This window comes from Paenibacillus sp. GYB006 (genome assembly GCF_036577645.1).
Taxonomy (GTDB): domain Bacteria; phylum Bacillota; class Bacilli; order Paenibacillales; family Paenibacillaceae; genus Paenibacillus.
Genome location: NZ_JARBDA010000002.1, coordinates 619,169 through 640,890 on the forward strand (window position 1 = coordinate 619,169; position 21,722 = coordinate 640,890).

The 21,722-nt window shown below is 42.4% G+C and carries 15 protein-coding genes; 13 read left to right on the forward strand and 2 right to left on the reverse strand.

All coding sequences use genetic code 11. The annotated features are described in order from the left end of the window. Positions 1–258 precede the first annotated feature (258 nt). Complete coding sequence (locus tag PV403_RS08230) at positions 259–2,826, forward strand: rhamnogalacturonan lyase (protein ID WP_332084161.1); 2,568 nt, start codon at positions 259–261, stop codon at positions 2,824–2,826. 367 nt (positions 2,827–3,193) lie between these two features. On the opposite strand, the gene PV403_RS08235 is transcribed toward PV403_RS08230, so the two are convergent. Further along, a complete protein-coding gene (locus tag PV403_RS08235) occupies positions 3,194–3,871 on the reverse strand; it encodes a pectate lyase (protein ID WP_442951744.1) in 678 nt (225 codons plus the stop codon). Positions 3,872–4,126: 255 nt separating this feature from the next. Here PV403_RS08235 and PV403_RS08240 point away from each other — a divergent pair, with 255 nt between their 5' ends. The 11 genes from PV403_RS08240 (at position 4,127) to PV403_RS08290 (ending at position 19,130) form a co-directional block, all read left to right on the forward strand. Continuing rightward, positions 4,127–4,339, forward strand: coding sequence for a hypothetical protein (locus PV403_RS08240; RefSeq protein WP_332084162.1), 213 nt, complete (start codon positions 4,127–4,129; stop codon positions 4,337–4,339). A 175-nt stretch (positions 4,340–4,514) separates the two neighbouring features. Next, on the forward strand, positions 4,515–5,117 hold the full coding sequence (locus tag PV403_RS08245) for an RNA polymerase sigma factor (RefSeq protein ID WP_332084163.1): 603 nt from the start codon (positions 4,515–4,517) through the stop codon (positions 5,115–5,117). Then, entirely contained in the window at positions 5,044–6,369 is a 1,326-nt protein-coding gene (locus PV403_RS08250) for a DUF4179 domain-containing protein (RefSeq protein ID WP_332084164.1), read from the forward strand. The genes PV403_RS08245 and PV403_RS08250 overlap by 74 nt, the downstream gene beginning before the upstream one ends. Positions 6,370–6,639: 270 nt before the next feature. Continuing rightward, the gene (locus tag PV403_RS08255; RefSeq protein WP_332084165.1) at positions 6,640–8,313 is read left to right on the forward strand and encodes an extracellular solute-binding protein; all 1,674 of its coding nucleotides are present in this window, start codon (positions 6,640–6,642) and stop codon (positions 8,311–8,313) included. 92 nt (positions 8,314–8,405) lie between these two features. Then, complete coding sequence (locus PV403_RS08260) at positions 8,406–10,157, forward strand: sensor histidine kinase (RefSeq protein WP_332084166.1); 1,752 nt, start codon at positions 8,406–8,408, stop codon at positions 10,155–10,157. Next, positions 10,142–11,788: a response regulator transcription factor gene (locus tag PV403_RS08265; protein ID WP_213532324.1), complete on the forward strand. Its 1,647-nt coding sequence runs from the start codon at positions 10,142–10,144 to the stop codon at positions 11,786–11,788. The genes PV403_RS08260 and PV403_RS08265 overlap by 16 nt, the downstream gene beginning before the upstream one ends. Before the next feature lie 236 nt (positions 11,789–12,024). Beyond that, positions 12,025–13,539: a glycoside hydrolase family 43 protein gene (locus PV403_RS08270; RefSeq protein WP_332084167.1), complete on the forward strand. Its 1,515-nt coding sequence runs from the start codon at positions 12,025–12,027 to the stop codon at positions 13,537–13,539. Between the two features lie 19 nt (positions 13,540–13,558). After that, complete coding sequence (locus PV403_RS08275; protein WP_213532326.1) at positions 13,559–14,266, forward strand: ABC transporter ATP-binding protein; 708 nt, start codon at positions 13,559–13,561, stop codon at positions 14,264–14,266. Continuing rightward, on the forward strand, positions 14,247–15,311 hold the full coding sequence (locus PV403_RS08280; RefSeq protein WP_213532327.1) for an efflux RND transporter periplasmic adaptor subunit: 1,065 nt from the start codon (positions 14,247–14,249) through the stop codon (positions 15,309–15,311). The genes PV403_RS08275 and PV403_RS08280 overlap by 20 nt, the downstream gene beginning before the upstream one ends. A 42-nt stretch (positions 15,312–15,353) precedes the next feature. After that, complete coding sequence (locus PV403_RS08285) at positions 15,354–18,230, forward strand: ABC transporter permease (protein WP_332084168.1); 2,877 nt, start codon at positions 15,354–15,356, stop codon at positions 18,228–18,230. Positions 18,231–18,233: 3 nt separating this feature from the next. Beyond that, positions 18,234–19,130 (forward strand): ABC transporter ATP-binding protein, encoded by an 897-nt coding sequence (locus tag PV403_RS08290; RefSeq protein WP_332084169.1) that lies wholly within the window; start codon positions 18,234–18,236, stop codon positions 19,128–19,130. 112 nt (positions 19,131–19,242) lie between these two features. Here the strand turns inward: PV403_RS08290 and PV403_RS08295 are convergent, their stop codons facing one another. Beyond that, complete coding sequence (locus PV403_RS08295) at positions 19,243–19,992, reverse strand: response regulator transcription factor (protein ID WP_332084170.1); 750 nt, start codon at positions 19,990–19,992, stop codon at positions 19,243–19,245. Positions 19,993–20,263: 271 nt separating this feature from the next. On the opposite strand from PV403_RS08295, the gene PV403_RS08300 reads away from it, so the two are divergent. Continuing rightward, positions 20,264–21,643: an ABC transporter substrate-binding protein gene (locus tag PV403_RS08300; RefSeq protein ID WP_332084172.1), complete on the forward strand. Its 1,380-nt coding sequence runs from the start codon at positions 20,264–20,266 to the stop codon at positions 21,641–21,643. Positions 21,644–21,722: the final 79 nt, after the last annotated feature.

Genomic DNA, 21,722 nt, shown 5'->3' on the forward strand with positions numbered 1-21,722 from the left:
TGTGTTAAACAAGTGAAGATCAATAGATGCCCGGTGAGGTTTTTGGATCGTGAGCGACTTTTGGCTTTGCGCAGCAAAACAAGTGGAGCGAATGAGCCAAAATACCGAATAAACTCTGATATGTGAATGGCAACAGGAAGAAGATAAGTCTATAATCTGATGTAATATGAAAATCGATAAAAAGGGGGAATGAATAATTTGTTACATTGTTAGAGTCTGAATTGTAAGCGTGACCATATTTGAAAAAGGAGTGATTTCATGCCAAAAGGTACGAACAAGCTTCCCATATGGAAAAAAGCCGCTGCAGCCGGAATAAGCGCTGTCCTATTAAGTACGGGAGGTTATGCTTCTGCAGCACAGGATCTAAACGGAAAGGGGCATCAGAATATGGAAAACCGCATTCAGATGGAGTATTTGGACCGAGGACTTATTGCGGTAAAGACAGGAGAAGGTAACTTTTTGAGTTGGAGGTTGCTCGCTCAAGAGGTATCAGGAAGCAGTGAAACCGGGCTGACAGGCACTGATTTTCATGTATATCGAGACGGAGAATTTGTAGGTGAAGTGACAAACAGTACGAATTTTCTTGACCCCGCAGGTGCAGCAGGTTCCTCTTATTACGTCTGTGCAGTGTCTAATGGAAAAGAGGTGGATCGAAGCAACTCCGTTACGCCTTGGAATCATGGATATTATGATCTTCCAATTCAAAAGCCTGCTGACGGGATCACGCCAGCCGGTGAAAGCTATAGCTACTCTGCAAATGATATGAGCGTAGGGGATGTGGATGGGGACGGACAACTAGAGTATTTTGTAAAATGGGACCCGAGCAACGCTAAAGACGTATCCCAAGTGGGATATACGGGAAATACCTACGTTGACGCCTATACGATTACGGGAGAATTGCTGTACCGAATTGACCTGGGTGTTAATATTCGCTCTGGTGCGCATTATACGCAGTTCCTCGTTTATGATTTTGACGGGGACGGCAAGGCAGAACTAATGTTTAAGACGGCTCCGGGAACAAAAATTCTTCATTATAATCAGCAAGGAGAGATTACATCCGAAGAATATATCACAATGCTGGACGAAGATCTGGCTGCAGGATATACAAATGAAGATGATTATCGAGTAAGCAGAGAAGGATATTACGAGCACATGGTGGACATGTTTATGGACTGGCATGACTACGAGGAAGTACGTAATGGAAGCTGGCCGCAAACCCTCGAAGAAGCTTTCGGGATTGAAACGAAGTATGAATATCCTCTATCTCGTACTGATGCGGAGCAGTTGACGGATTATTTTATGGACGTATTTGCTCCATCTAAAGATGCGAATCGGAATAAGTTTCGTGAATTCGAAGGGTTTATTTTATCTGGTCCTGAGTACTTAACTGTGTTCGAGGGAGCAACGGGGCAAGAGCTGAAGACCATCCGTTATAAACCAGGTCGTACCGACGATGGACTGCGCTGGGGTGATTATGCGATGAACCGTATAGAGCCTGGGAACAGGGTAGATCGGTTCTTGTCCGGTGTTGCGTATCTGGATGGACAGCAGCCTTATGCTGTATTTGCAAGGGGTTACTATACTCGAACAACCTTAGTTTCTTATAACTGGGACGGAACGAACTTGAATGAATATTGGTATGTAGACAGCGGCTGGGTTCCCATGACGAATCCATTCAGAGATGGTCCACACGGAAGGCCGGGTACGGACCCTCAGTATGGTGAGATTACGACTCAAGGAGCACATTCGCTCAGTGTAGCTGATGTGGATGGGGACGGTAAGCAGGAAATAGTATATGGATCAGCGACGATTGATCATGATGGGTCTGTGTTGTCCAATTCTTCCGCAGTTATGCCCCCTGAAAGTGCTAACCCTGGCGCAATTGCCAACCTAGGTCATGGTGATGCACTGCATGTAGCCAATATTGATCCAACGCGGGAAGGACTTGAAGTATACATGGTGCACGAAGGTGGACCTTATGCCCCTTATGGTTATGCGCTGAGAGACGCCAAGACAGGAGAAGTCATCTATGGCGGTTACACGGGAAAAGATACCGGACGCGGCATGATTGGTGACATTGATCCAGAACGTCCAGGGCTTGAAACCTGGGCCGTCGGCGTCTACACCGCTCAAGGTGAAAAGATCAGTGACAAAATGCCGGGTACGAACATGAGCATCAAATGGTCGAAAGATATGACAACTCAAATCATCAATGGAGCACTGGAGAATACGCCGACAATTGATGATTGGAAAAAAGGGACTGTACTTACTGCGGAAGGTACACGCACGAATAACCACACGAAGGGAACGCCATCCCTTGTGGCGGATGTGTTTGGAGATTGGCGGGAAGAAATGCTTGTCCGCACGGTAGACAGCAGCGCCATTCGTATATATACGAATACGGAAGTAACAGAGCGCAAGCTGCATACGCTCTTACATGATCCTCAGTACCGTGCGGGAGTAGCTACACAGAATACAGGCTACAATCAGCCTGTGTACACTAGTTACTACTTTGCTTCGGATACCGATTTTAGTAAAGTGAACGTTCCAAATGTGTTCATTCCCGGATTACTGAATGTTCTTGAACAGCACCATGGCATGTATGTCGAACAAGGAGAACTCGGTGGTGCTGTGGTGAATCAGACAACGAATTCACTTAAGCAGGCACGTCATCATTTTGACAAGCAAGATCTGAAACAGGCCTCATTCTTCCTTGAGAAATACATCTCGCAACTGAATAAACGAGAGGGGAAAGACACGGTTAGCGAGAAGGCGAAAATGAATTTAATTCATCATGCGGAGCTGTTAGTTGAACAGTGGAAATAGTGTTTCTATCTACATTATACTGAGCATATTATTACGGAATTACGCAGTTAGTTGCTAACATTACGTTTAAAGAAGGCAGCCACTCATCTAAAATGCACTCTAATAAGATGACTTTTTTTCAAAGTGTCTATCTTATAGGGTACATTTTACCATGAGGGCTGCCTTCTTTATTTTATTGTAGCGTACATTTTGAAGAGTGCTTTGAAGAAGCTCCCTTTCATTTTGGCCGGGGAACGACTTGGGTAGTGTAACGCTTGAGTAAACCTATTCATTACCTATATCCCGACGTTTGCGGGTGATATCATACGTTATATCAGATAGGATTTAAGTGAATGGGTCTGGAGTATTCATCGGCATCATAGCTGTTTCAATACTTCGTATTACCTGATTGCGTAGTTTTACCGGCGGCATATCCTTTGAACAAGGTTGGCACATTATGATAACGTGTATTTGTTATTTTAGCAGCACTGCTGCTGCTGTCTGTACGGAAGATGGAGTCCTTCACATTGGAAATGTTAGAACTATCCAGCGTGAAATTCACCGCATAAGTAGTTCCTCCGTTCTGACGTGCCAGCTTACCGATGTCATCAGCTCTAAAGTTCTTAATGTTAATGGTCCCGGATGCATTGGCCTGGAACACTTTGTCGTAAGCTTTATATGCACCGCCGCCTGTAATATTGACCGTGCCTGAGGCTTTCAGTGTCATTGCATCCTCGCCTACATCCTGCCACGTAACATTAGATATTGTAGCGTTTCCGTAACAATGTACCCCGTCAGCGCCAGGAGCGCCAATGATTACATTCTTCAGCGTTGCATTTTTCTCAAGTCTAAAGATCGGTTTCTGGTTCTCTCCCTGTCCGCCATCTCCCAGGGTACTTGGATTAGCCACATAGGTTTTACCGCTGCCGTCAAAAGTTTGGCCTTCGGGCACGATAATCGTTGTGCTGACTACAATTGGCGATGCGGCTGACACCGAAACGGGCTGAGCAACATAAAACATCGAGAGCATGGCAAAAGACAGAAACAACCCCAAAACTTTTTTCAATAAATTCCACCCTTTCTAGTGTAGGTTGTTTGGTACCGACCTTACGTCGGTACCACGGGAGTTGTGCGCAGATGTGCACCTCTGCGCACAACCCGACTATAACAGAATATTCTGTAAGCGATAACATAGAACAAGGGGAATAAACTTGAAGAACATATATTTTCTAAGGAGAAATGACAAGCAATACATAGACGACTGGAATTAAATAGATTAATATGGATAATAATGTAAAATAGAACGAGAGGTGCTGTTATTGTGGCTGAGCTTGATTTCCGAGATTTTCTTATTGTTAATGAATATGGGCTTATCGGCGTAACCCTATCCATGTTCTGTTTTGTTATCATACTTGAATTTATGAAAAAAGATGTGAAAATAAAATGGAAGAAAGTATTTTTCAATACAGTAGGAATTACGATTATAGTCTATCTATTCAATGCTGTTTTCGTTTTATTTAAAGCAATATTTTAATAAACCAGTCCCTATCTTTCAGCAGTAGGGCTGGTTTTTCGTTTGTCGTTATATGACTCTGCATCAAATTTTAGAAAGCCATTTTTTCTTCCGAATAAGAAAATAGTAAAGTATTTTTGTGTAAAATGAACTTTTATAGCTTTTGCAATCTCTTATCTATGAAAGGGGGGAGAACATGAAAATAAGCCGTCTTGTCAAACAAGCCAAAAAAGGCAATAAAGAAGCGTTATTACAACTAATCCTAGCTGATCAGGACGCTTATTATCGTCTTGCCTATACATACATGGGAAATGAACATGATGCGATGGATGCAATGGAAGATATGATCGTTACACTCTATGAAAAGATCGATCAACTGCATAAAGGAGAAGCATTCTACAGCTGGAGCAAAACCATTCTTGTAAATCGATGCAAAACTTTACTACGGAAAAAGGAACGTTACCTGTCACTTGAGGAAGATGAGGAATCAGCATATTCCGTATTTACCGATTACTCACCTTATCGTGATACGGAGTCAGAAATGGACATGCAGGTGTTGCTATCTCATTTAGATGGCCCGCAGCGAGAAGCCATCGAACTTCGTTATGTTCATGATCTTGCCTATCAGACGATCGCGGACATGACCGGTGTTCCGCTTGGCACAACCAAATCAAGAATTTCAGTAGGAATGAAGAAATTAAAACTTATGATGGGAGGTGAGCGTGATGACGATAATCGAGGAACAATTAGAAAGACACAAACAGACCTCACATATGATAAAGGCTCCGTCAGAACTTGAGAGTAGACTTCGGAGTACACTTGAACAAGTGCCTGTTAAGAAAAAGAAAAGAAATAAAACGATGACATGGTTTGCCTCATCCGCTGCTGCTCTCCTTCTGATATTCGGATCATATCATTATTCTGCATTTGCTTACTACGGGGGGATGTTGCTTAATAAAATGGAACTGAGTTCTCTTAGCTTTAGTGAAGTAGCGGAGAGAGGATATGGGCAAACGGTCAATAAAAGCACAACATTAGATGATGGAACGGTTATTACTATTGAAGGGGTTATTGCAGACGATAATGCATTTTTAATGTATTACAGTATCGATCGACCTGAGGGAACCATATTTAATGAAAACGGTATAAGTCGTTATTTTGTACATCATATTAAAGGTTTCTTGACCGATTCCGAGTCACGAGGGGGTGGAGTGAATTTCAGCAAAGACGAGACTCATTCCGAAGGAGTCTATAAATTTGAGCCTGTTAGTCCATTCTCTAAAACACTAACCGTTACATTTATAGATTGGCCAGATAACGGGGAAAAGGTATCTTATCCCATTTCTTTCAAGTACGAAGCCAATAAGGCACTAAAAAGTATCATCAAAGAAAAGATTTCAAAGTCTGTTACTGTGGATCAGGGGGCTGTCCATTATGACTCCATTATTGCTACTCCAACATCTACAATCGTGAAGGGGCACTATGAATTGGATATTGAAGGTTCACCTAGATTTCCTGCTGAAACAAAGCTTTATGTTAATGGAACAGAAGTGAAACAATGGGAAATGAACTCAGAAAGTGTTTCCAAACTAGGGGTACCCATCACCCCTACTTTTAGACTTGAATATGATGTAATTCCTACCGAGAAAGTAGAAACCATTGAACTGGTCCTTGAAAGTTTTCCAGGAAAGCAAAAAGTAGAAGAACCGATATCTCTTGCTTCTCCATCAGATCAATCCATTAAACTGGGCAGTGAAAAAATATGGATTCGAAGCGTAACCAAAACAGATACGGGTTATGATATCGTCATCGCTAGAAAAGAATTCACATTCCTAAAAACAGACAATCTATCCGTGCTAGCAGGCGGTAAAGTAATTCCTGTATCTTCCATTTCTGATTCCCGTCAATGGGATTTGAAAAACGGTAATATCTTATGGGAGCAGACGTATTCTTTCAAAACATCAGACAAACCGGATTTCCTCTTGCTAGACGAATTTGATTATATCGAAAAACATAATAAGAGCATATCGATCCCAATAAATAAGAAGTAAGAAGTATGAATTAAAAAAGATGAATGTGAACCGGAGAGAAAGTAACTTCTGAAAAAGAAGAAACTGACCTCCGGTTTTTTATATCATAAAATAAGGTCCATTGTAGACAAAGAAAACCTATGCGATAATCAAAGAAAAATGTAAAGAGATGGTAACAAAATAGAAAAATGCATCTTGCATATGACAAATCTGTTCTTGATAATTATCATAATGCAACTCGTCATTTCTATATAACTAGTGAAGTGGGGTCTGTCCGTGCGGTTATGCGTAATGAATAAGATCAATATTGCGCTTACAGTGTTCCTTAGTTTTCAGTTACTATATGCCTGCAGTCCTAACAACGAAGTAAACAAAGTTTTTGATCCACTCGCAGATGACAATATAACAAGACTTGAGTATGAAGAGATGGGATTAAGCAAGTATGACCCGCCCATCAAGGTCTCTTTTGTAAGAGAAACGAGTGCTCAGCTTGATGAACTAATTAGAAGTTTGCCAGGACAAACATTAAATGATAACACCTGGAGTCAACTTTACGAAGAAGTTTTAGGAATCCAAATTACGTATGATTGGAGCGCTAAAGGAGACTTATTCGCCCAAAAATTTAGTGTTGATCTCTCTTCAGGTAATATTCCTGATGTGGTACGAGTGGATGCTGAGCAGTTGAGGCTGTTAAGTAATGCAGGGTATATTCAAGATTTGACTAAGGTATTTGATACGTATGCTACCCCGCTAACCAAAGAAATTTTGAACCAAGAAGGATCCGGCCCATTTGAAGCAGCCACTATAGATAGAAAGCTGATGGGTATTCCTGAAACGGATTCCTCGATTGAGAGTGCGCAGGTACTTTGGCTTCGTACCGATTGGCTTGAGAGACTGAACCTGGAACCACCACAGACGATGGATGAGCTAATCGCAATTTCGAAAGCGTTTACAGAGCGAGATCCTGATCAAAATGAACAAAATGACACATTTGGGCTGGCAGCAACTCAATATTTATGGGATCCCGTTATGGGACTCACCTCTTTTATGGCAGGTTATGATGCTTTCCCAATGATGTGGATTCATGATGATTCAGGAAAGCTTGCGTATGGAGGTATTCAGCCCGAAGTAAAATCGGCGTTGTTGTCACTGCAAAATATGTATCGTAATGGATATTTGGATAGTGAATTTGCGATGAAGAATGGGATCAAAGTCAAAGAACAAGTGGCCAAGGGCAAAATCGGAATGTTATACGGAGAACAGTGGGGTTCGTTTCTTGTTCAAGTGAGCCGTGAGAGTGATTCAAATGCGGATTGGCGAGCGTTTCCTATCGTTTCTGTTTCCGGAGAAGCACCAAAGGTACCGCTAAAGTTCAATACAACTCATTTTATTGCTGTAAAAAGAGGGGTCGAGCATCCTGAAGCGATCATAAAGATGTTTAACTTGCATTTAGAAAAGAACTGGGGGAAAACAGCAGAATACGAAAAATACTATAGTTCTCCCTATCCGGTTTGGCAGCTTTCTCCTATAACACCCTATCCAGCAAGGAAAAACATGGAGGCTTTTCAACAATTGAAGGAAGCCCGCATAACAGGGGACCAGTCTAAACTGAATGAAGAGGCCAAAGCAATCCAGAAAAATATCACGACGTATCTATCTGGAAGCGGTAACATCGAGATTGGATGGGGCTGGGAACGAACCTATGGTGAACAAGGGGCTATGGCCATTATTGATCAATACGAAAAAAACAATCAATTATTGTACGAAAGTTTTGTAGGCACTCCAACGGAAACTATGATCGAAAAACAGTCCATTTTGAATGAAATTCAACTCCAAGTGTATATGGACATTATACTCGGCAGGCCTATTGAAGAGTTTGACCGTTTTGTCGAGCAGTGGAAGAAGCTAGGCGGTGATCAAATAACAGAAGAAGTCAATCAGTGGTTTTTAGAACAAAAACCATAACTTCTTATACTTAAAAGGAGAGGATTTGACTGAGAAACTAAGATATCTTCTTATTAGAATATTTATCATCTCGCAGCATCGGAGGCATTTGTTTGTTTAAATTTCCCGCTGTTTCCCTACGTAATTCAATATTTGTACGTTTGGTGTTTACGTACCTCTTCGTTGTTATTCCGATCATTGTATTGGGATTGTATCTCTATCAATGGAGTTACAAGAATGCAAGTGAGGACATATCAAGAGCAACTTCAAAGCAATTGAATTATTACTTAGGTACCCTTGATCGGGAAGTGGAATGGATTGAGCTTCAATTGTTCGATATGGTAGAAGATAGCGGGCTTAATACACTTTCTGTAACATGGGATTTCATTGATAATGCGGATAAAAGATCAGAATTAAGCAGATTGCTTCAACGGATGACCTCTGTTCAGAACAGCAGTCCCTATATTAAAGATATTTACATTCATATTCGGTCGATCAACAAAACGTTATCTACAGCTGAAGCCATTCAGGATTTGGATCTCATCCAATATTATTTCTTCCGTTCCGGCGCTAAAGAAAGTGACCATCGATTGATCAAATGGAGTAATTCGATATATCTTAACGGTTCTAAAGAAAGCGGAAGAAAAGGAGCGGAACCACTTTTCACAGTTCAAATTGAGCTTGATGTCGAAAAACTGCTAAAGTCCTTGGAACAAGTAAACCTATATCCGGAAAGTGGTTCTTTGTTATTGTCAGAATCAGCTGGGTTCGTGCTCAGCACGGACAAGGTTGCAGATCTAGCCATTCAAGATTTTATAAGAAATTCCCCTTCAAGTAATGATGCCGTTGTCATGAAGCTAAAAAACAAGAAGTTTCAAATGAATAAAGTGTATTCGGATGCAACAGGACTGTCTGTAGCTATGTATTTACCTGAAGAAACAGTAAAGCGGCCGCTGAGTACATTTTCTAAATGGGCGTGGATATTCATTATGACATCCTTTCTTGCTATCGTCGTCTTTTCTTACTCTTCGTACCGAATTATTCATCAACCGTTGTTAAAACTTATTCAAGGGTTTAAGCGCATGGAAGGAGGCTCATTAGACAGCCCCATCGAACATGAACGTAAAGATGAGTTTGGATATTTATATACTCGTTTTAATCATATGTTAAGTAAACTGCAAACCCTCATCGATCAGGATTTCAAACAAAAAATGATGATGCAAAAAGCGGAGCTGAAACAGCTGCAATCTCAAATCAATCCGCATTTTCTATATAACAGTTTCTTTATTTTGAATACGCTCTCAAGAATGGGAGATGCAGATCGGATTGAGAAATTTACAAATATGCTGGGGGAATACTTCCGTTTTATTACTCGTAACGGAGAAGACTATGTTGCGTTGTCAGAGGAAATAAAACATTCACGAACGTATACTGAAATCCAAAATTTACGATTCTCAAGACGTATTACTATCTTTTTTGATGAGCTGCCAAAAGAAATGGAAAGTATACGGGTACCACGTTTGATCGTCCAACCGATTATTGAAAACGCCTATGAACACAGTCTTGAGAAAATGGAAGAGGACGGAATTCTTCATGTTGCTTTCGAGAAGAACCCAAATGAAATATTAATTCGTATTGAAGACAATGGAAATGCAATAACGGATTCGGAGATTGAATCACTTCGTGAACATCTTCATCATACAGCCGACTCTTATGAAATAACGGGAATGATGAATATTCATCGGCGTCTTGTACTTACGTTTGGCGAAGGAAGTGGATTATTTCTAGCAAAAAGCAAGCTGAATGGCCTTGAAGTGCTTATACGAATCAAGACGGAGGAGGCGATCAATTGTATAGGCTCTTGATTGTGGACGATGAAGAGATTATTACAGACGGATTATATGAAGTACTGCAGCAATTCAAGCCAGAAATGCTTGATATTTATAAAGCATATTCCGCTAAAGAAGCTCTTAAGTGGATGTCCAGGAGCCGGATTGATATTGTACTTACGGACATTCGCATGCCCGGAATGAGCGGTTTGGACTTGAGTCAAGAAATTCAAACACACTGGCCAAGATGCAAAATTGTCTTCCTGACCGGTTTTAGTGAATTCGATTACGCGTATCAAGCTATTCAGCTGCCAAATGCACGATATTTACTAAAAACAGAAGGGTACGAAAAGGTAACCCAGACGGTACTTGAAGTCGTCCAGGAACTAGATCAGGATATTCAAACCCGTCAATTGATTGAAAAATCTCAAGAACAGATCGGTACCCTTCAGCTCATGGCACAGGGGGACTATATTAGACAGCTGCTTCAAGAAAGTCACGTTGTCATGGATCGTGCAGATTTTCTAGCCCAAGATTTTAAAGAACTTGGTATTGCTTTAGATCCAAAAGTTCCTGTTATATTAGCGCTTGGTCGATTATTTTTTGCTGAAGGAACCGGTTACTTAGAAAAAAGCAGACTTCTCACGTCAGTTAGAATGATCTGGGATTCCTTTATATCCGAGAAAAGCAGCAGTATAGGAACGATAGATAAGCAAGGGGACCTATTGTGGTTGCTTCAACCCAGTTATGAGGAACATGATTCTTTTCATCTCGTTCGCTTTATGGAGGGAACACTTGAGCTCATTCAAGAAGCGTGTCAGTCTTCACTGAGCTTGACGCTCAATTTTACGCTAAGCGGCAGGGCATGCGACTGGACACAAGTAACATCCCAATATGAGAGACTTCGTCAATTGCAACAGCTCAAGATTGGTAATGGGATTTCTATGATCTTAGTAGACCGAGCAGAGACATCAGATAATCTTGGTCTAAAAGATGTTTCTTATATAAGTCATCGAATTGAACGATTAGAGGCACATTTGGAAAGTGGAAAAGCGGCGGAGTTCATGGATGAACTAGACGAATTGTCAGTTACCTTGCTGCAGACAAGCAGCTCAGTTCATAAAGCACGCGAAGGATATTACGCAGCCGCTCTTGTTTTATTTTCGCATATCAACCGGATGGGAATGCACAGCCATATGGGTAATATCAACAAATTGATGCAGCTCGATGGACATGCCTCGATGAAAGAAGGATTCTTGTATCTTACGAAGATTGCGGAAATGATTTTTCAATATAAAAATAAAGACGAACGAGATCGTGCTACTCAGGTAATCGAACATATCTGTCAGTATATTGAGGAAAATTTGAACGAGGATCTCTCATTAGTACGGTTAGCAGAGCTTCACTTTTTCAACCCATCCTATTTATCTAGATTCTTCAAACAAGAATATGGCATCAATCTATCAGAGTATATCGATAAAAGTAGAACTCGAAAAGCAAAGGAGTTACTTCGTAATCACGAATTAAAAGTGCGGGACGTTTCTATATCCGTGGGCTACGAAGCAGCCCATTCATTCACACGCTTCTTTAAAAAGATGACCGGTATAACGCCGCAAGAGTTTCGAGACAGTTTGTACAAAGAGTCGGCTGTTGGCCGTAATAGTTAAAAAGGGGATATACCCGCTAAAAAGTCTGCAGATATGAGATGCTGCAGGCTTCTTTGCCTGTGTTTCAGGACTAGAACTAGACAGGTACTGGATATACGATTCGGCAGGTTGTTGCCCGTAAATGTAAGCGATAAACTTTTTAGAGAGACTAAACACGAAGTATGCCATCAGATTGCACCTGATATGTAGATCGCAATTTGAGAATATGATTACTTAACGAGGAGTTGAAGAAAGCAATGAAAGAGGAATTTAGCTTATATGAAGATAGGAAGAATGAGGTAAATGGTGTCACGGTTGATGGAGTAAAGTTCAGTGATGACTCACAGGCTAAGGCGGTTGGCAAGCAGCCTCGGAATGGTAACCCCGTCGTATCCCATAAATTTGGTGCAGATCCTTACGCACTGGTGTATGAGGAACGGGTGTATCTATACAATACTCACGATGTACTGGAGCACGATACGGAAGGGAATGTGAAAGAGAATACGTATGGGACAATCAATACACTTTCTGTAATTTCTTCTGATGACCTGATCAATTGGACAGATCACGGCACAATTAAGGCGGCGGGAGCAGAAGGTGCTGCAAAATGGGCGACACAATCGTGGGCACCAGCTGCAGCTCACAAGAAACGGACCGGGAAGGACGAATTTTTCTTATACTTTGCTAATAATGCAAGCGGAATTGGAGTTTTGAAAAGTGACAGCCCGACTGGGCCTTGGGTGGACCCTATCGGCAAACCGCTTATATCACGGGAAATGCCAGCAGCTGCAGGTGTGACTTGGTTATTTGATCCTGCTGTTCTGGTCGATGAAGATGGAACAGGGTACCTGTATTATGGAGGAGGTATCCCCGAAGGAAAATCAGAGATGCCAAATACCGCCCGTGTAATTCAGCTCGGTGAAGATATGATTAGTGTTGTTGGCGAGGCAAAAGTAATAGAAGCTCCCTTTATGTTCGAGTCTGCGGGCATCCATAAATATAATGGGGTGTACTACTACACGTATTGTTCTAATTTCTATCCGGGAGCACGTCCTGAAGGGAGTCCACCGGCGGGAGAGATTGCATATATGACGAGTGATCATCCGATGGGGCCTTGGACTTATCAAAATACGATTCTGAAAAATCCAGGTCACTTTTTTGGCGTAGGCGGTAATAATCATCATGCCATCTTCTCACTTCATGACACATGGTATATCGCTTATCATGCTCAGACTTTATCAGCTGCAATGGGTGTTCCTAAAGGATACCGTTCCACACATCTTAATCAAGTCGAGTTTACTGAAAATGGGGATATAAAAGAGATCACGGCAGATTTAAAGGGTGTGGACCCAATTAAAACGCTAAATCCATTTCATATTGTTGATGCGGTAACTATGGCATGGAATGCAGGAATAAACGTCCGTTCTTTTACTGTGGCAGATGAAGACGGACATTCCGATAAACTTGTCATTTCTAATATACATGATGGTGATTGGATTGCAGCAGCAAATGCAGACTTAGCGGAAGGTGCTTCCTCCATCGTAGCTTGGGTTGTTGGAACAAGTGAAGGTGAGATTGAAATTCGGATGGATAATCCAAATGGTGAATTATTAGGAACCCTTGTCGTACCGCATACAGAAGACGTGGAGCGGTGGGAGGTAATCAGCACAGAAATTTCAAATGTGAAAGGGATCCATGATATTTATTTTGTTTTTAGAGGTGAATCAGAGAAAGAACTGTTTCAATTAGGTGCATGGCAATTCATTCGTTAGTTTAAAGAGGGGGTGCCTCATGCCATATACAGAGCAGGATAGGAAGACTTACGGTGATCCGATTCTTGAGGCCGTCGGTGTGTACCGAAGGTTTGGGCGGGGGAATACGATGGTTACTGCACTAGATAATATTCATCTATCTGTGCCCGCTCGCAACATGGTGGCACTGCAAGGAAGATCAGGGTCAGGGAAAACGACGCTTCTGAATATACTTGCTACGCTAGATGAACCGACAGAAGGAACCGTCATTCTACAGGGACAACAAATTACCGGGCTGTCAGAAGCAGAACGAAGCAAACTTCGCCGTAAAGAAATTGGACTCGTCTTTCAGTCGTTTGGGCTGATCCCACTTATGTCAGCATACGAAAATGTTGAATTTGGTCTTCGCATTGCAGGCGAGTCGGTTAAAGGAAATCAAGAAGCTGCAGAACGAGCACTGGAGCGAGTAGGTATGAAGGATAGAATGAAACATCGACCTATGGAATTATCGGGCGGTGAGCAGCAGCGCGTGGCGATCGCAAGGGCGATCGCACATGAGCCTGCCATTCTAATTGCTGATGAACCCACGGCTGAGCTGGACAGCAAGATGGGTCTGCAGGTGATGCGTGTATTTCGGGATCTAGTGCAAGATTCAGGAATGACGATTGTCTTAACAACACACGATCCGGGGATCATGGAGCTTGCTGACTATGTTATTGCATTGGAGGATGGCAAAATTGTACCCTAATCGATATAAGCATCATCGTACGTATAAAAGAAAACCAAATGTAAAGGTAAGCATTCTTCTCGCTGCCATGCTTACTCTTACGGGCTGTTCTCTTCTTCCTGTTGAAGACGAAAGTCTTCAGCCGCCGCTTGTTCAGCCTGCCGAGGAAGAGCTTGATATTGTGGAGGCGGCCCGTGGCAATATCGAGACTTCTTTAAGAGGAACGGCCAATTTTGTTTCGGCAAGCTCAGCGACGCTGTTCTTTAAAGAAAACGGAGGACGTCTAAAGTCTATGAAGGCAAAAGTTGGAGAAGAGGTAAAGGCTGGTGAATTACTGGCGGAGCTGGAAACAGACGATCTCGATCTTCAAATCCGTTTACAAAAATTGAACGTTGAGCGTGCGAGATTATTGTATAAAGAGGCTCAGCAATCCGGTGTTGTTAAAACGGAACTCAGACTGCGTGAAATTGATATGGAGCGAGAGGAATTGCAGCTGGACAATATGGAGAAGAAACTGTCTTCAGCAAGAATTTATGCTCCGATCTCAGGTATTGTTACCTTTACGGAAACACTAAACACAGGAGATATTGTAAGCGCTTATCAAACGATAATTACGGTCGCTGATCCTTCTGATATGAAGCTTATTTATACCGCTTCTGATTCCAAAGATCTACTATCAATCCAAACCGGAATGCCGGTAGGTTTGAAATACAAAGGTAAGGATTATGAAGGTACGGTGTTACAATCCCCTGCTGAAGCACCTCAGACGACAGATGAAGCAAAGTCGGAGCGAAATTCGGTGACCATCATTATAGGTATGAAAGATGCACCAAGTGATTTGAAAATTGGTCACAGCGCGGAACTCACGATTAAATTACAAAGCCGTGAGAACGTAATCCTTCTTCCAAGGTCTGCTATTCGCTCTTACATGGGGCGCAGTTATGTTCAGGTAGCTGAAGGTGACCAGCGGAAAGAAGTCGATGTGGAACTTGGACTTACCACACCTACACAGGTGGAGGTTGTGAAAGGTCTGGAAGAAACTCAGCAAGTTATCTTGAATAATTAAGATTTGTATCCACTTTTAGGACAGGAAGGAGGGGGTGATCATATGGCTTTGTGGACGATGATCCTTCGCAAAATGGCAAGTAACAAATGGCTGCAACTAAATTTGTGGTTTGGCCTAACCATATGTGTGGCGTTGTTTAGTTCTATGCCGCTCTATTCAGATGCCATTTTGCAGCGGACATTGACCAAGGAATTACAGGAGATCCAGCATCAGAGCGGTGTATATCCTGGGTTTATGCGCATCAGTACAAGTGTATCTTCTTCTGTTATGGATGAGAAGACGATCGAGGCGATCTCTCGTGCTGATCAATTTGCTGCAAGTATCCCGGTTCGAACGGGAATCGATGCGATGTCTTTCTACCAGCAGCGGATGACTCATAAGATGAAAGTGTATGGAGCCGATGCTTCTGACCAGGAAAAGCAGATACAGAAAACAACAGGGATTTTCAAGTCTTTATCTGATATGGAAAAACGGGTGAAGCTGACTGAGGGACGTATGCCGCTGGACCGGCAAGATGGTGTATTCGAAGCGCTTGTGACACATAAGTTTCTGCTGGCAGTAAAGCGCGGACTTGGCGATGAACTGTTGATGGTATCGCCGGAAGCGGATCGAAGTACATTCCGTGTGATTCCTGTTGGTTTGATTGAAACGGATCCGGCTGCGGATCCATATCTCCCCTATTTGACAACTGATGAAGAGAACGGTTTTCTTATTCCTTTCGAGCAATTTGAGCGTGAATTTATCGAAGGTGGAAAAGCCCGCCTTACCGAACTAGAGTGGCGTTTTGCCTTGAATTACGAACAGCTAACGGTAGAGAAAACAGGACAGTTCACCAAAGCAGCTACGGACGTGAAACGTTATTTCCGCGGGAAACTTGGAGTGGAAGAAGTAAATATTCCAGCGACCGAGACGGTAGCATCGTATGAGGGAAAACAAAAGAAGCTTGACTTAATGATGTTGTCTCTCTACGTCCCCGTTATGATGATGTTGGCATTCTACATATATATGTCCGCGAATCTTATTATTGATCGGCAGAAGACGGAAATCGCTGTACTGCGCAGCAGAGGTGCCAGTCGTTTTCAAATCATGTGTATTTACGTACTCGAAAGTACACTTTTAGGCATCAGTGCACTGGCTGTTGGACCTATACTTGGGGTATGGTTCACTAAAATACTTGGAGCTTCTAACGGGTTCCTCGAGTTTGTTCAGCGTTCTGCTCTCGAAATCAGCTTATCAAGTGATGCTTATCGAATTGCCGTCATTGCTGTGACAGGCGCCATTTTGCTTATTTTAATTCCTGCGTTTCTTGCCTCAAAAGTAAGTATCGTCAGTCATAAGCAGCAGAGTGCCCGGCTTGCTCATACCCCGTTCTGGTATAAGGCGGGAATTGATTTCCTTTTAGTCGGGATCTCATTGTATTTGCTTTATAATTTCAATAAACGACAGGCTGACTTAAAGCGGTTGGCGCTGGATTCAGAATTACTGCAAATGGATCCACTCGTGTTTTTAATTCCTGCATTATTCATTCTCGGCGGAGGACTCCTTGTGCTGCGGGTATATCCTTGGCTGATTCGGATCATTTACGTATCAGGGAAGAAATGGTGGTCCCCGCCGCTTTATAGCTCACTCGTGCAGATTAGCCGCTCTTCCGGACAGTATCTAACAATCAATGTGTTTCTAATCATGACCGTCGCAACAGGTATATTTAGCGCAAATGCGGCTCGAACGATTAACGATAATCTGGATAGCAAAATCCAATATTCCGTAGGAACAGATATCGTAATTACGTCGAAATGGGAAAGTAATGCACTTCCACCTGTAAATGTGGCTTCAGCAGCTCAGACGGGTTCGGCGAACAGTGAATTTACCGAACAAAGACGTGTGCAGTATACGGAACCTCCTTTTACCCCATTTGAAGAACTGGAAGGTGCAGAGTCAGTAGCTAGAGTATTTCGTAAAGAGGAAGCACGTTTTAGTGCAAAAGAGAGCGGCACATCAGGAAAGGTAGAACTCATAGGCATCAATACGCTGGAATTTGGTAATACAGCGTGGATGAAGAACGGATTGATGGATCATCCAATGAACAGCTATCTAAATCTGATCGCCCCAAATCCGAAAGCGGTCCTCATCTCACGTTCGCTCGCGGATAAAGCGAAGCTTGAAGCGGGTGACACCATCAGTGTTGCTTGGGATGGACTCAATCAAATTCCGCTTACCGTCTATGGCATCATCGATTACTGGCCAAGTTGGAATCCGCTCGCTGTTAGTCGTGATGCAGAAGGTAAGGGGACAGACCCCTTACTGATTGTCGGACATCTAAGCACCATTCAGAACAGGCTGGCCATTGAGCCATATGAAGTATGGCTCAAGCTGAAGGACGGGGTGTCCAGCCAAGATATCTATACGCAGCTGGAACAGCGTAAGGTACCCGTTACAAGTCTTCGGGACGCGACGCAAGAGCTGGTTCGTTCCGTGAATGACCCTTTCCGTATGGCTATTAATGGAGTGATGACGCTTGGATTTGTCATTTCTATGCTCATTTGTTTCTTTGGTTTTCTGCTGTTCTGGACATTAACATTAGCGGGAAGATCGCTCCAATATGGAGTGCTCAGGGCGATGGGTATGCCTTTCCGGCACATCATCGGTATGCTTGTCAGCGAGCAGATGTTAACTTCGGTAGCTGCTGTCCTCATAGGAGTGATGATCGGTAATGTAACAAGCGAACGATTCGTTCCTTTGTTTGAAATGTCATTTGCGACAACAGATCAGGTACCGCCTTTTCAAATCACCTATCAGCTCAGCGACTATTTACAAGTATACGGTATTATCGGAAGTATGCTGATCATTGGACTTACCGTAATCAGTTTCCGTTTATCACGTACCCGAATTGCCGAGGCGTTGAGACTGGGAGAGGAGTAAGCCTTGATATATTGCGAAGGACTTGTGAAAATATATAAAACAGCCGAACTTGAAGTCGTTGCGCTTCAAGGACTCGATATGACGATAGAAGATGGCGAACTTATGGCAATCATCGGCAATTCAGGCAGCGGTAAATCTACGCTGCTCAATATGCTTGGCGGGCTCGATAAGCCTTCAGCAGGCAAATTATTTGTAGATGGTAAAGACATGCTTTCTTTTACAGAGAAAGATTTAAAGGTGTATAAACGAGAGACGGTAGGGTTCGTATGGCAAAATAACTCCCGTAACCTGATTCCGTATTTATCAGCCATAGAAAATGTTGAACTGCCGATGCTACTGCACGGCAAGCGGAGCCGGGCGCGTGCAATAGAACTGCTTACCGCGGTTGGACTGGAAAAACGGATGAAAAACCGCTTAAGCGAGCTGTCTGGTGGTGAACAGCAGCGGGTAGCAATCGCCATCGCACTTGCAAATAACCCGCGTTTACTGCTGGCAGATGAGCCCACTGGATCACTTGATACGAGTACATCGGACCAAGTCCTGGATCTATTTCGATCGCTTAACCGTTCTACGGGTCTTACGGTCGTCATTGTTACGCATGATCCCCACTTAGCCCAGAAGGTTGATCGGGTTGTGCAAATTCGTGATGGTAAGACCTCAGCAGAAATGATTCGGCGTACCTCTTATTCGGAAGAACTTGCAATATTGGATGCAGAGGAAAAGCAGAAGATGTCAGACAGTCATATTGAATATGCTGTTATTGATAAGGCGGGGAGACTTCAAATCCCAGCGGGATACCTCGATACGGAAGAATTTAAGGATAGTAATAAAGTTCGTGTTGAAATGGAGGAGGGGCGGATTGTTCTTTACCCTCCTAAAGAGACAAAATTGTCTGGTTAGATCAAGAAAGAGGTATGGTTCCTAATGGTACTTTGATATCTGCGAAAATAGCCGCTTACTTAAAGATAAGTAAGCGGCTATTTTGTATGGGGAAAGGCAGGGTTCAACCATTTTACGCGGTGACCATTTTCATTTTTCGATATTCGTTGGCACTCACACCCGTGTATAACTTAAATTTTTTATAAAACCAATCCATTTCATAATATCCAACTTCATTTGCAATCTCATATACTTTCATCTCGGTCTTTTCAAGAAGTTGCTTCGCTTTTTCCATACGTTGCTGCAACAAATAGGCATTAAAGGTCATATTCTCGTGATATTTAAATTTTTGCCCGAGATACGAATAGTTAAAATGTAAAGTACTCGATATTTCCTTTAAGGTGATATTCTGTCCAAGAGATTCGGTCACATATTCTTTCACTTTATCAATAACAGATTCTTCTGAATCAACTGCTATATCATAACTGGCTCTCTCATTCTCCGCTTTTTCTGCATTTAATTTTCGCTTCATGAGCTGTAGACATGATGTCATATCTTCGCTAGAAACAGGGGCAGGTAAATAGTCGCTGACCTGATATTGCATTGCTTTTCGGGCAAGCTGAAAGTCAGTACTATCACTAATGAGAATAATGGGAACGGGACTTATTGTACGTACATGCTTGCATAGTGTAATCCCTTGTTCAGGGCATTTTACAATATCAATCATCAGCAGAGAATAACATTTCGATTTGAGGAGAGATAAAGCAGAATCGGGTTCATTCGTGTAATCTTCTAAACTGAAACCGAGATTACTCCGATTAAAGAAATCTTGCTTTTTTGCATCCCAATGATGATGTAAATCAACGAACAGGATCTTATACATAATCATAGCCCCCCATGCGATTATTTATGAATCATGTGATCCTCTCTATGTAAAATGATTACGCTTTCATTATGTGAAAATAAAAGAAAGTTCTCAATGTGCATATCTTTATTTATCTAACTTTTGTTTACTTCTTCTTACATTACAAATGGCCGCTGCCAAGGCACCTATATTTTGAGGGGTACTAAAACACGTATATCGCAGGTTGTTTGCCTTATTATGTAAGCGCTACACTTTGATTGTGCTCACAAATCAAGAGGGGGATTGAATCATGCGGATCAGCAAAACGATCATTGTGCTATTCATGATAATGGTGTTGCTTGTAGCTTGTAGCAGTGGTTCAGGCAACGAGAAAGAGGTCAACACAGATGTTACACCAACGGAAGATGTTGGCGAGGTAAACAGCGGCGAAGATGCAGCTGGCAACACAGATGAGGAGGGTGTATACAGCACCCCGGAAATGGATTTTGATATGGGTGGCAGAACAATCAAAATTGTTTCGTGGTGGGATATGACGATCGGTGAGGATAACCCAGATAATATTCAGCGTAAGAAAAACCTCGAGGCATTAATGGAAAAGCATAATTTTAAAGTTGAGTACGTGGCTGTTGATTATGGGGAATATCAAGAAAAGGTGACAGCGTCGCTGCTTGCAGGCGAGCCTCTTGGAGATATTGTTCGTCTTGGTAAGACTTATGCGGTTCCGACTCTGGTTAAACAGGATTTGCTTTGGCCTATCGATGAATATACGAAGAACCCTGTTGCCTTTAATCAAAAGGTAACGAATGAATACTACACTTACGAAGGCAGAGGGTACGGATTTACTGAGAATCAGGCGAATCTAGTTGTGGGGATTTTTTACAACCGCACTCTTATGAACCAACTTGGTATTAAACCGCTTCAAGATTATGTAAATGAAGACAATTGGAATTGGGATACTTTTATTGAAGTTGCTAAAGAGGCGAACAGAGATACGAATAATGATGGCAAGCTGGATACATGGGGTTTGGCAAATAATTCTCTTTTAGAGCAAGCTTTGTATTCAAATAATACTTCACTTACCAAAGGCGAAAAACAGAATCTAGATGATCCTGCGACAGTGGAGGCTCTTAACTTTGTTAACCGCATCGCTAATGAGCAAGTCACAAGACCAACAGAGGGCGGAGACTGGACTGAACCAGGTCAGTTTGTTCGTCAAGGAAATACTTTAATGTACGCCGGTGCACTACATGAACTTAACGGTTTGAAAACGGATATGCCTGACTATGATTTAGGTTTCGTCCCTTTCCCTAAGGGACCAAGTGCAACCGAATACCATTCTGCAGAGGCACTTTTCCAAGCACTTACCATTCCAAAATCTGTAGAGAATCCGGAGCAGTTAATGTATATATGGGAAAAGATTAACGATATCGATTCCGTATATGATTACCCAGATCAAAGTTCATATGAAACCGTATTCTCAAATGAAGAAGATCTGAACAATGCAAAAATGGTTGCACCGAATATGCTCGTGCTTGATCATCATACGTTTCCAAATCTGAAATTTTATGATTTTCAAGGAGAGCTGAACAGCGGTGTTTCTGTCTCAACCGTAATTGAGAAGTACAAAGCAACTTTTCAAGCAGCGATTGACGAAGTATACGGCAATTAAACGTTAGATATTGATCCCTATCAGCCCCTTTAAGCACTTGTTTAGAGGGGGGGGATCAATTTATTACGTCATGCAGCTG

What these genes read in the sequence shown, in the direction of transcription:
- PV403_RS08230 (WP_332084161.1), top strand. Translation starts at nt 259, where the DNA reads ATGCCAAAAGGTACGAACAAGCTTCCCATATGGAAAAAAGCCGCTGCA.
- PV403_RS08255 (WP_332084165.1), top strand. Translation starts at nt 6,640, where the DNA reads ATGAATAAGATCAATATTGCGCTTACAGTGTTCCTTAGTTTTCAGTTA.
- PV403_RS08280 (WP_213532327.1), top strand. Translation starts at nt 14,247, where the DNA reads ATGGCAAAATTGTACCCTAATCGATATAAGCATCATCGTACGTATAAA.
- PV403_RS08285 (WP_332084168.1), top strand. Translation starts at nt 15,354, where the DNA reads ATGGCTTTGTGGACGATGATCCTTCGCAAAATGGCAAGTAACAAATGG.
- PV403_RS08245 (WP_332084163.1), top strand. Translation starts at nt 4,515, where the DNA reads ATGAAAATAAGCCGTCTTGTCAAACAAGCCAAAAAAGGCAATAAAGAA.
- PV403_RS08250 (WP_332084164.1), top strand. Translation starts at nt 5,044, where the DNA reads ATGACGATAATCGAGGAACAATTAGAAAGACACAAACAGACCTCACAT.
- PV403_RS08270 (WP_332084167.1), top strand. Translation starts at nt 12,025, where the DNA reads ATGAAAGAGGAATTTAGCTTATATGAAGATAGGAAGAATGAGGTAAAT.
- PV403_RS08300 (WP_332084172.1), top strand. Translation starts at nt 20,264, where the DNA reads ATGCGGATCAGCAAAACGATCATTGTGCTATTCATGATAATGGTGTTG.
- PV403_RS08295 (WP_332084170.1), bottom strand. Translation starts at nt 19,992, where the DNA reads ATGTATAAGATCCTGTTCGTTGATTTACATCATCATTGGGATGCAAAA.
- PV403_RS08275 (WP_213532326.1), top strand. Translation starts at nt 13,559, where the DNA reads ATGCCATATACAGAGCAGGATAGGAAGACTTACGGTGATCCGATTCTT.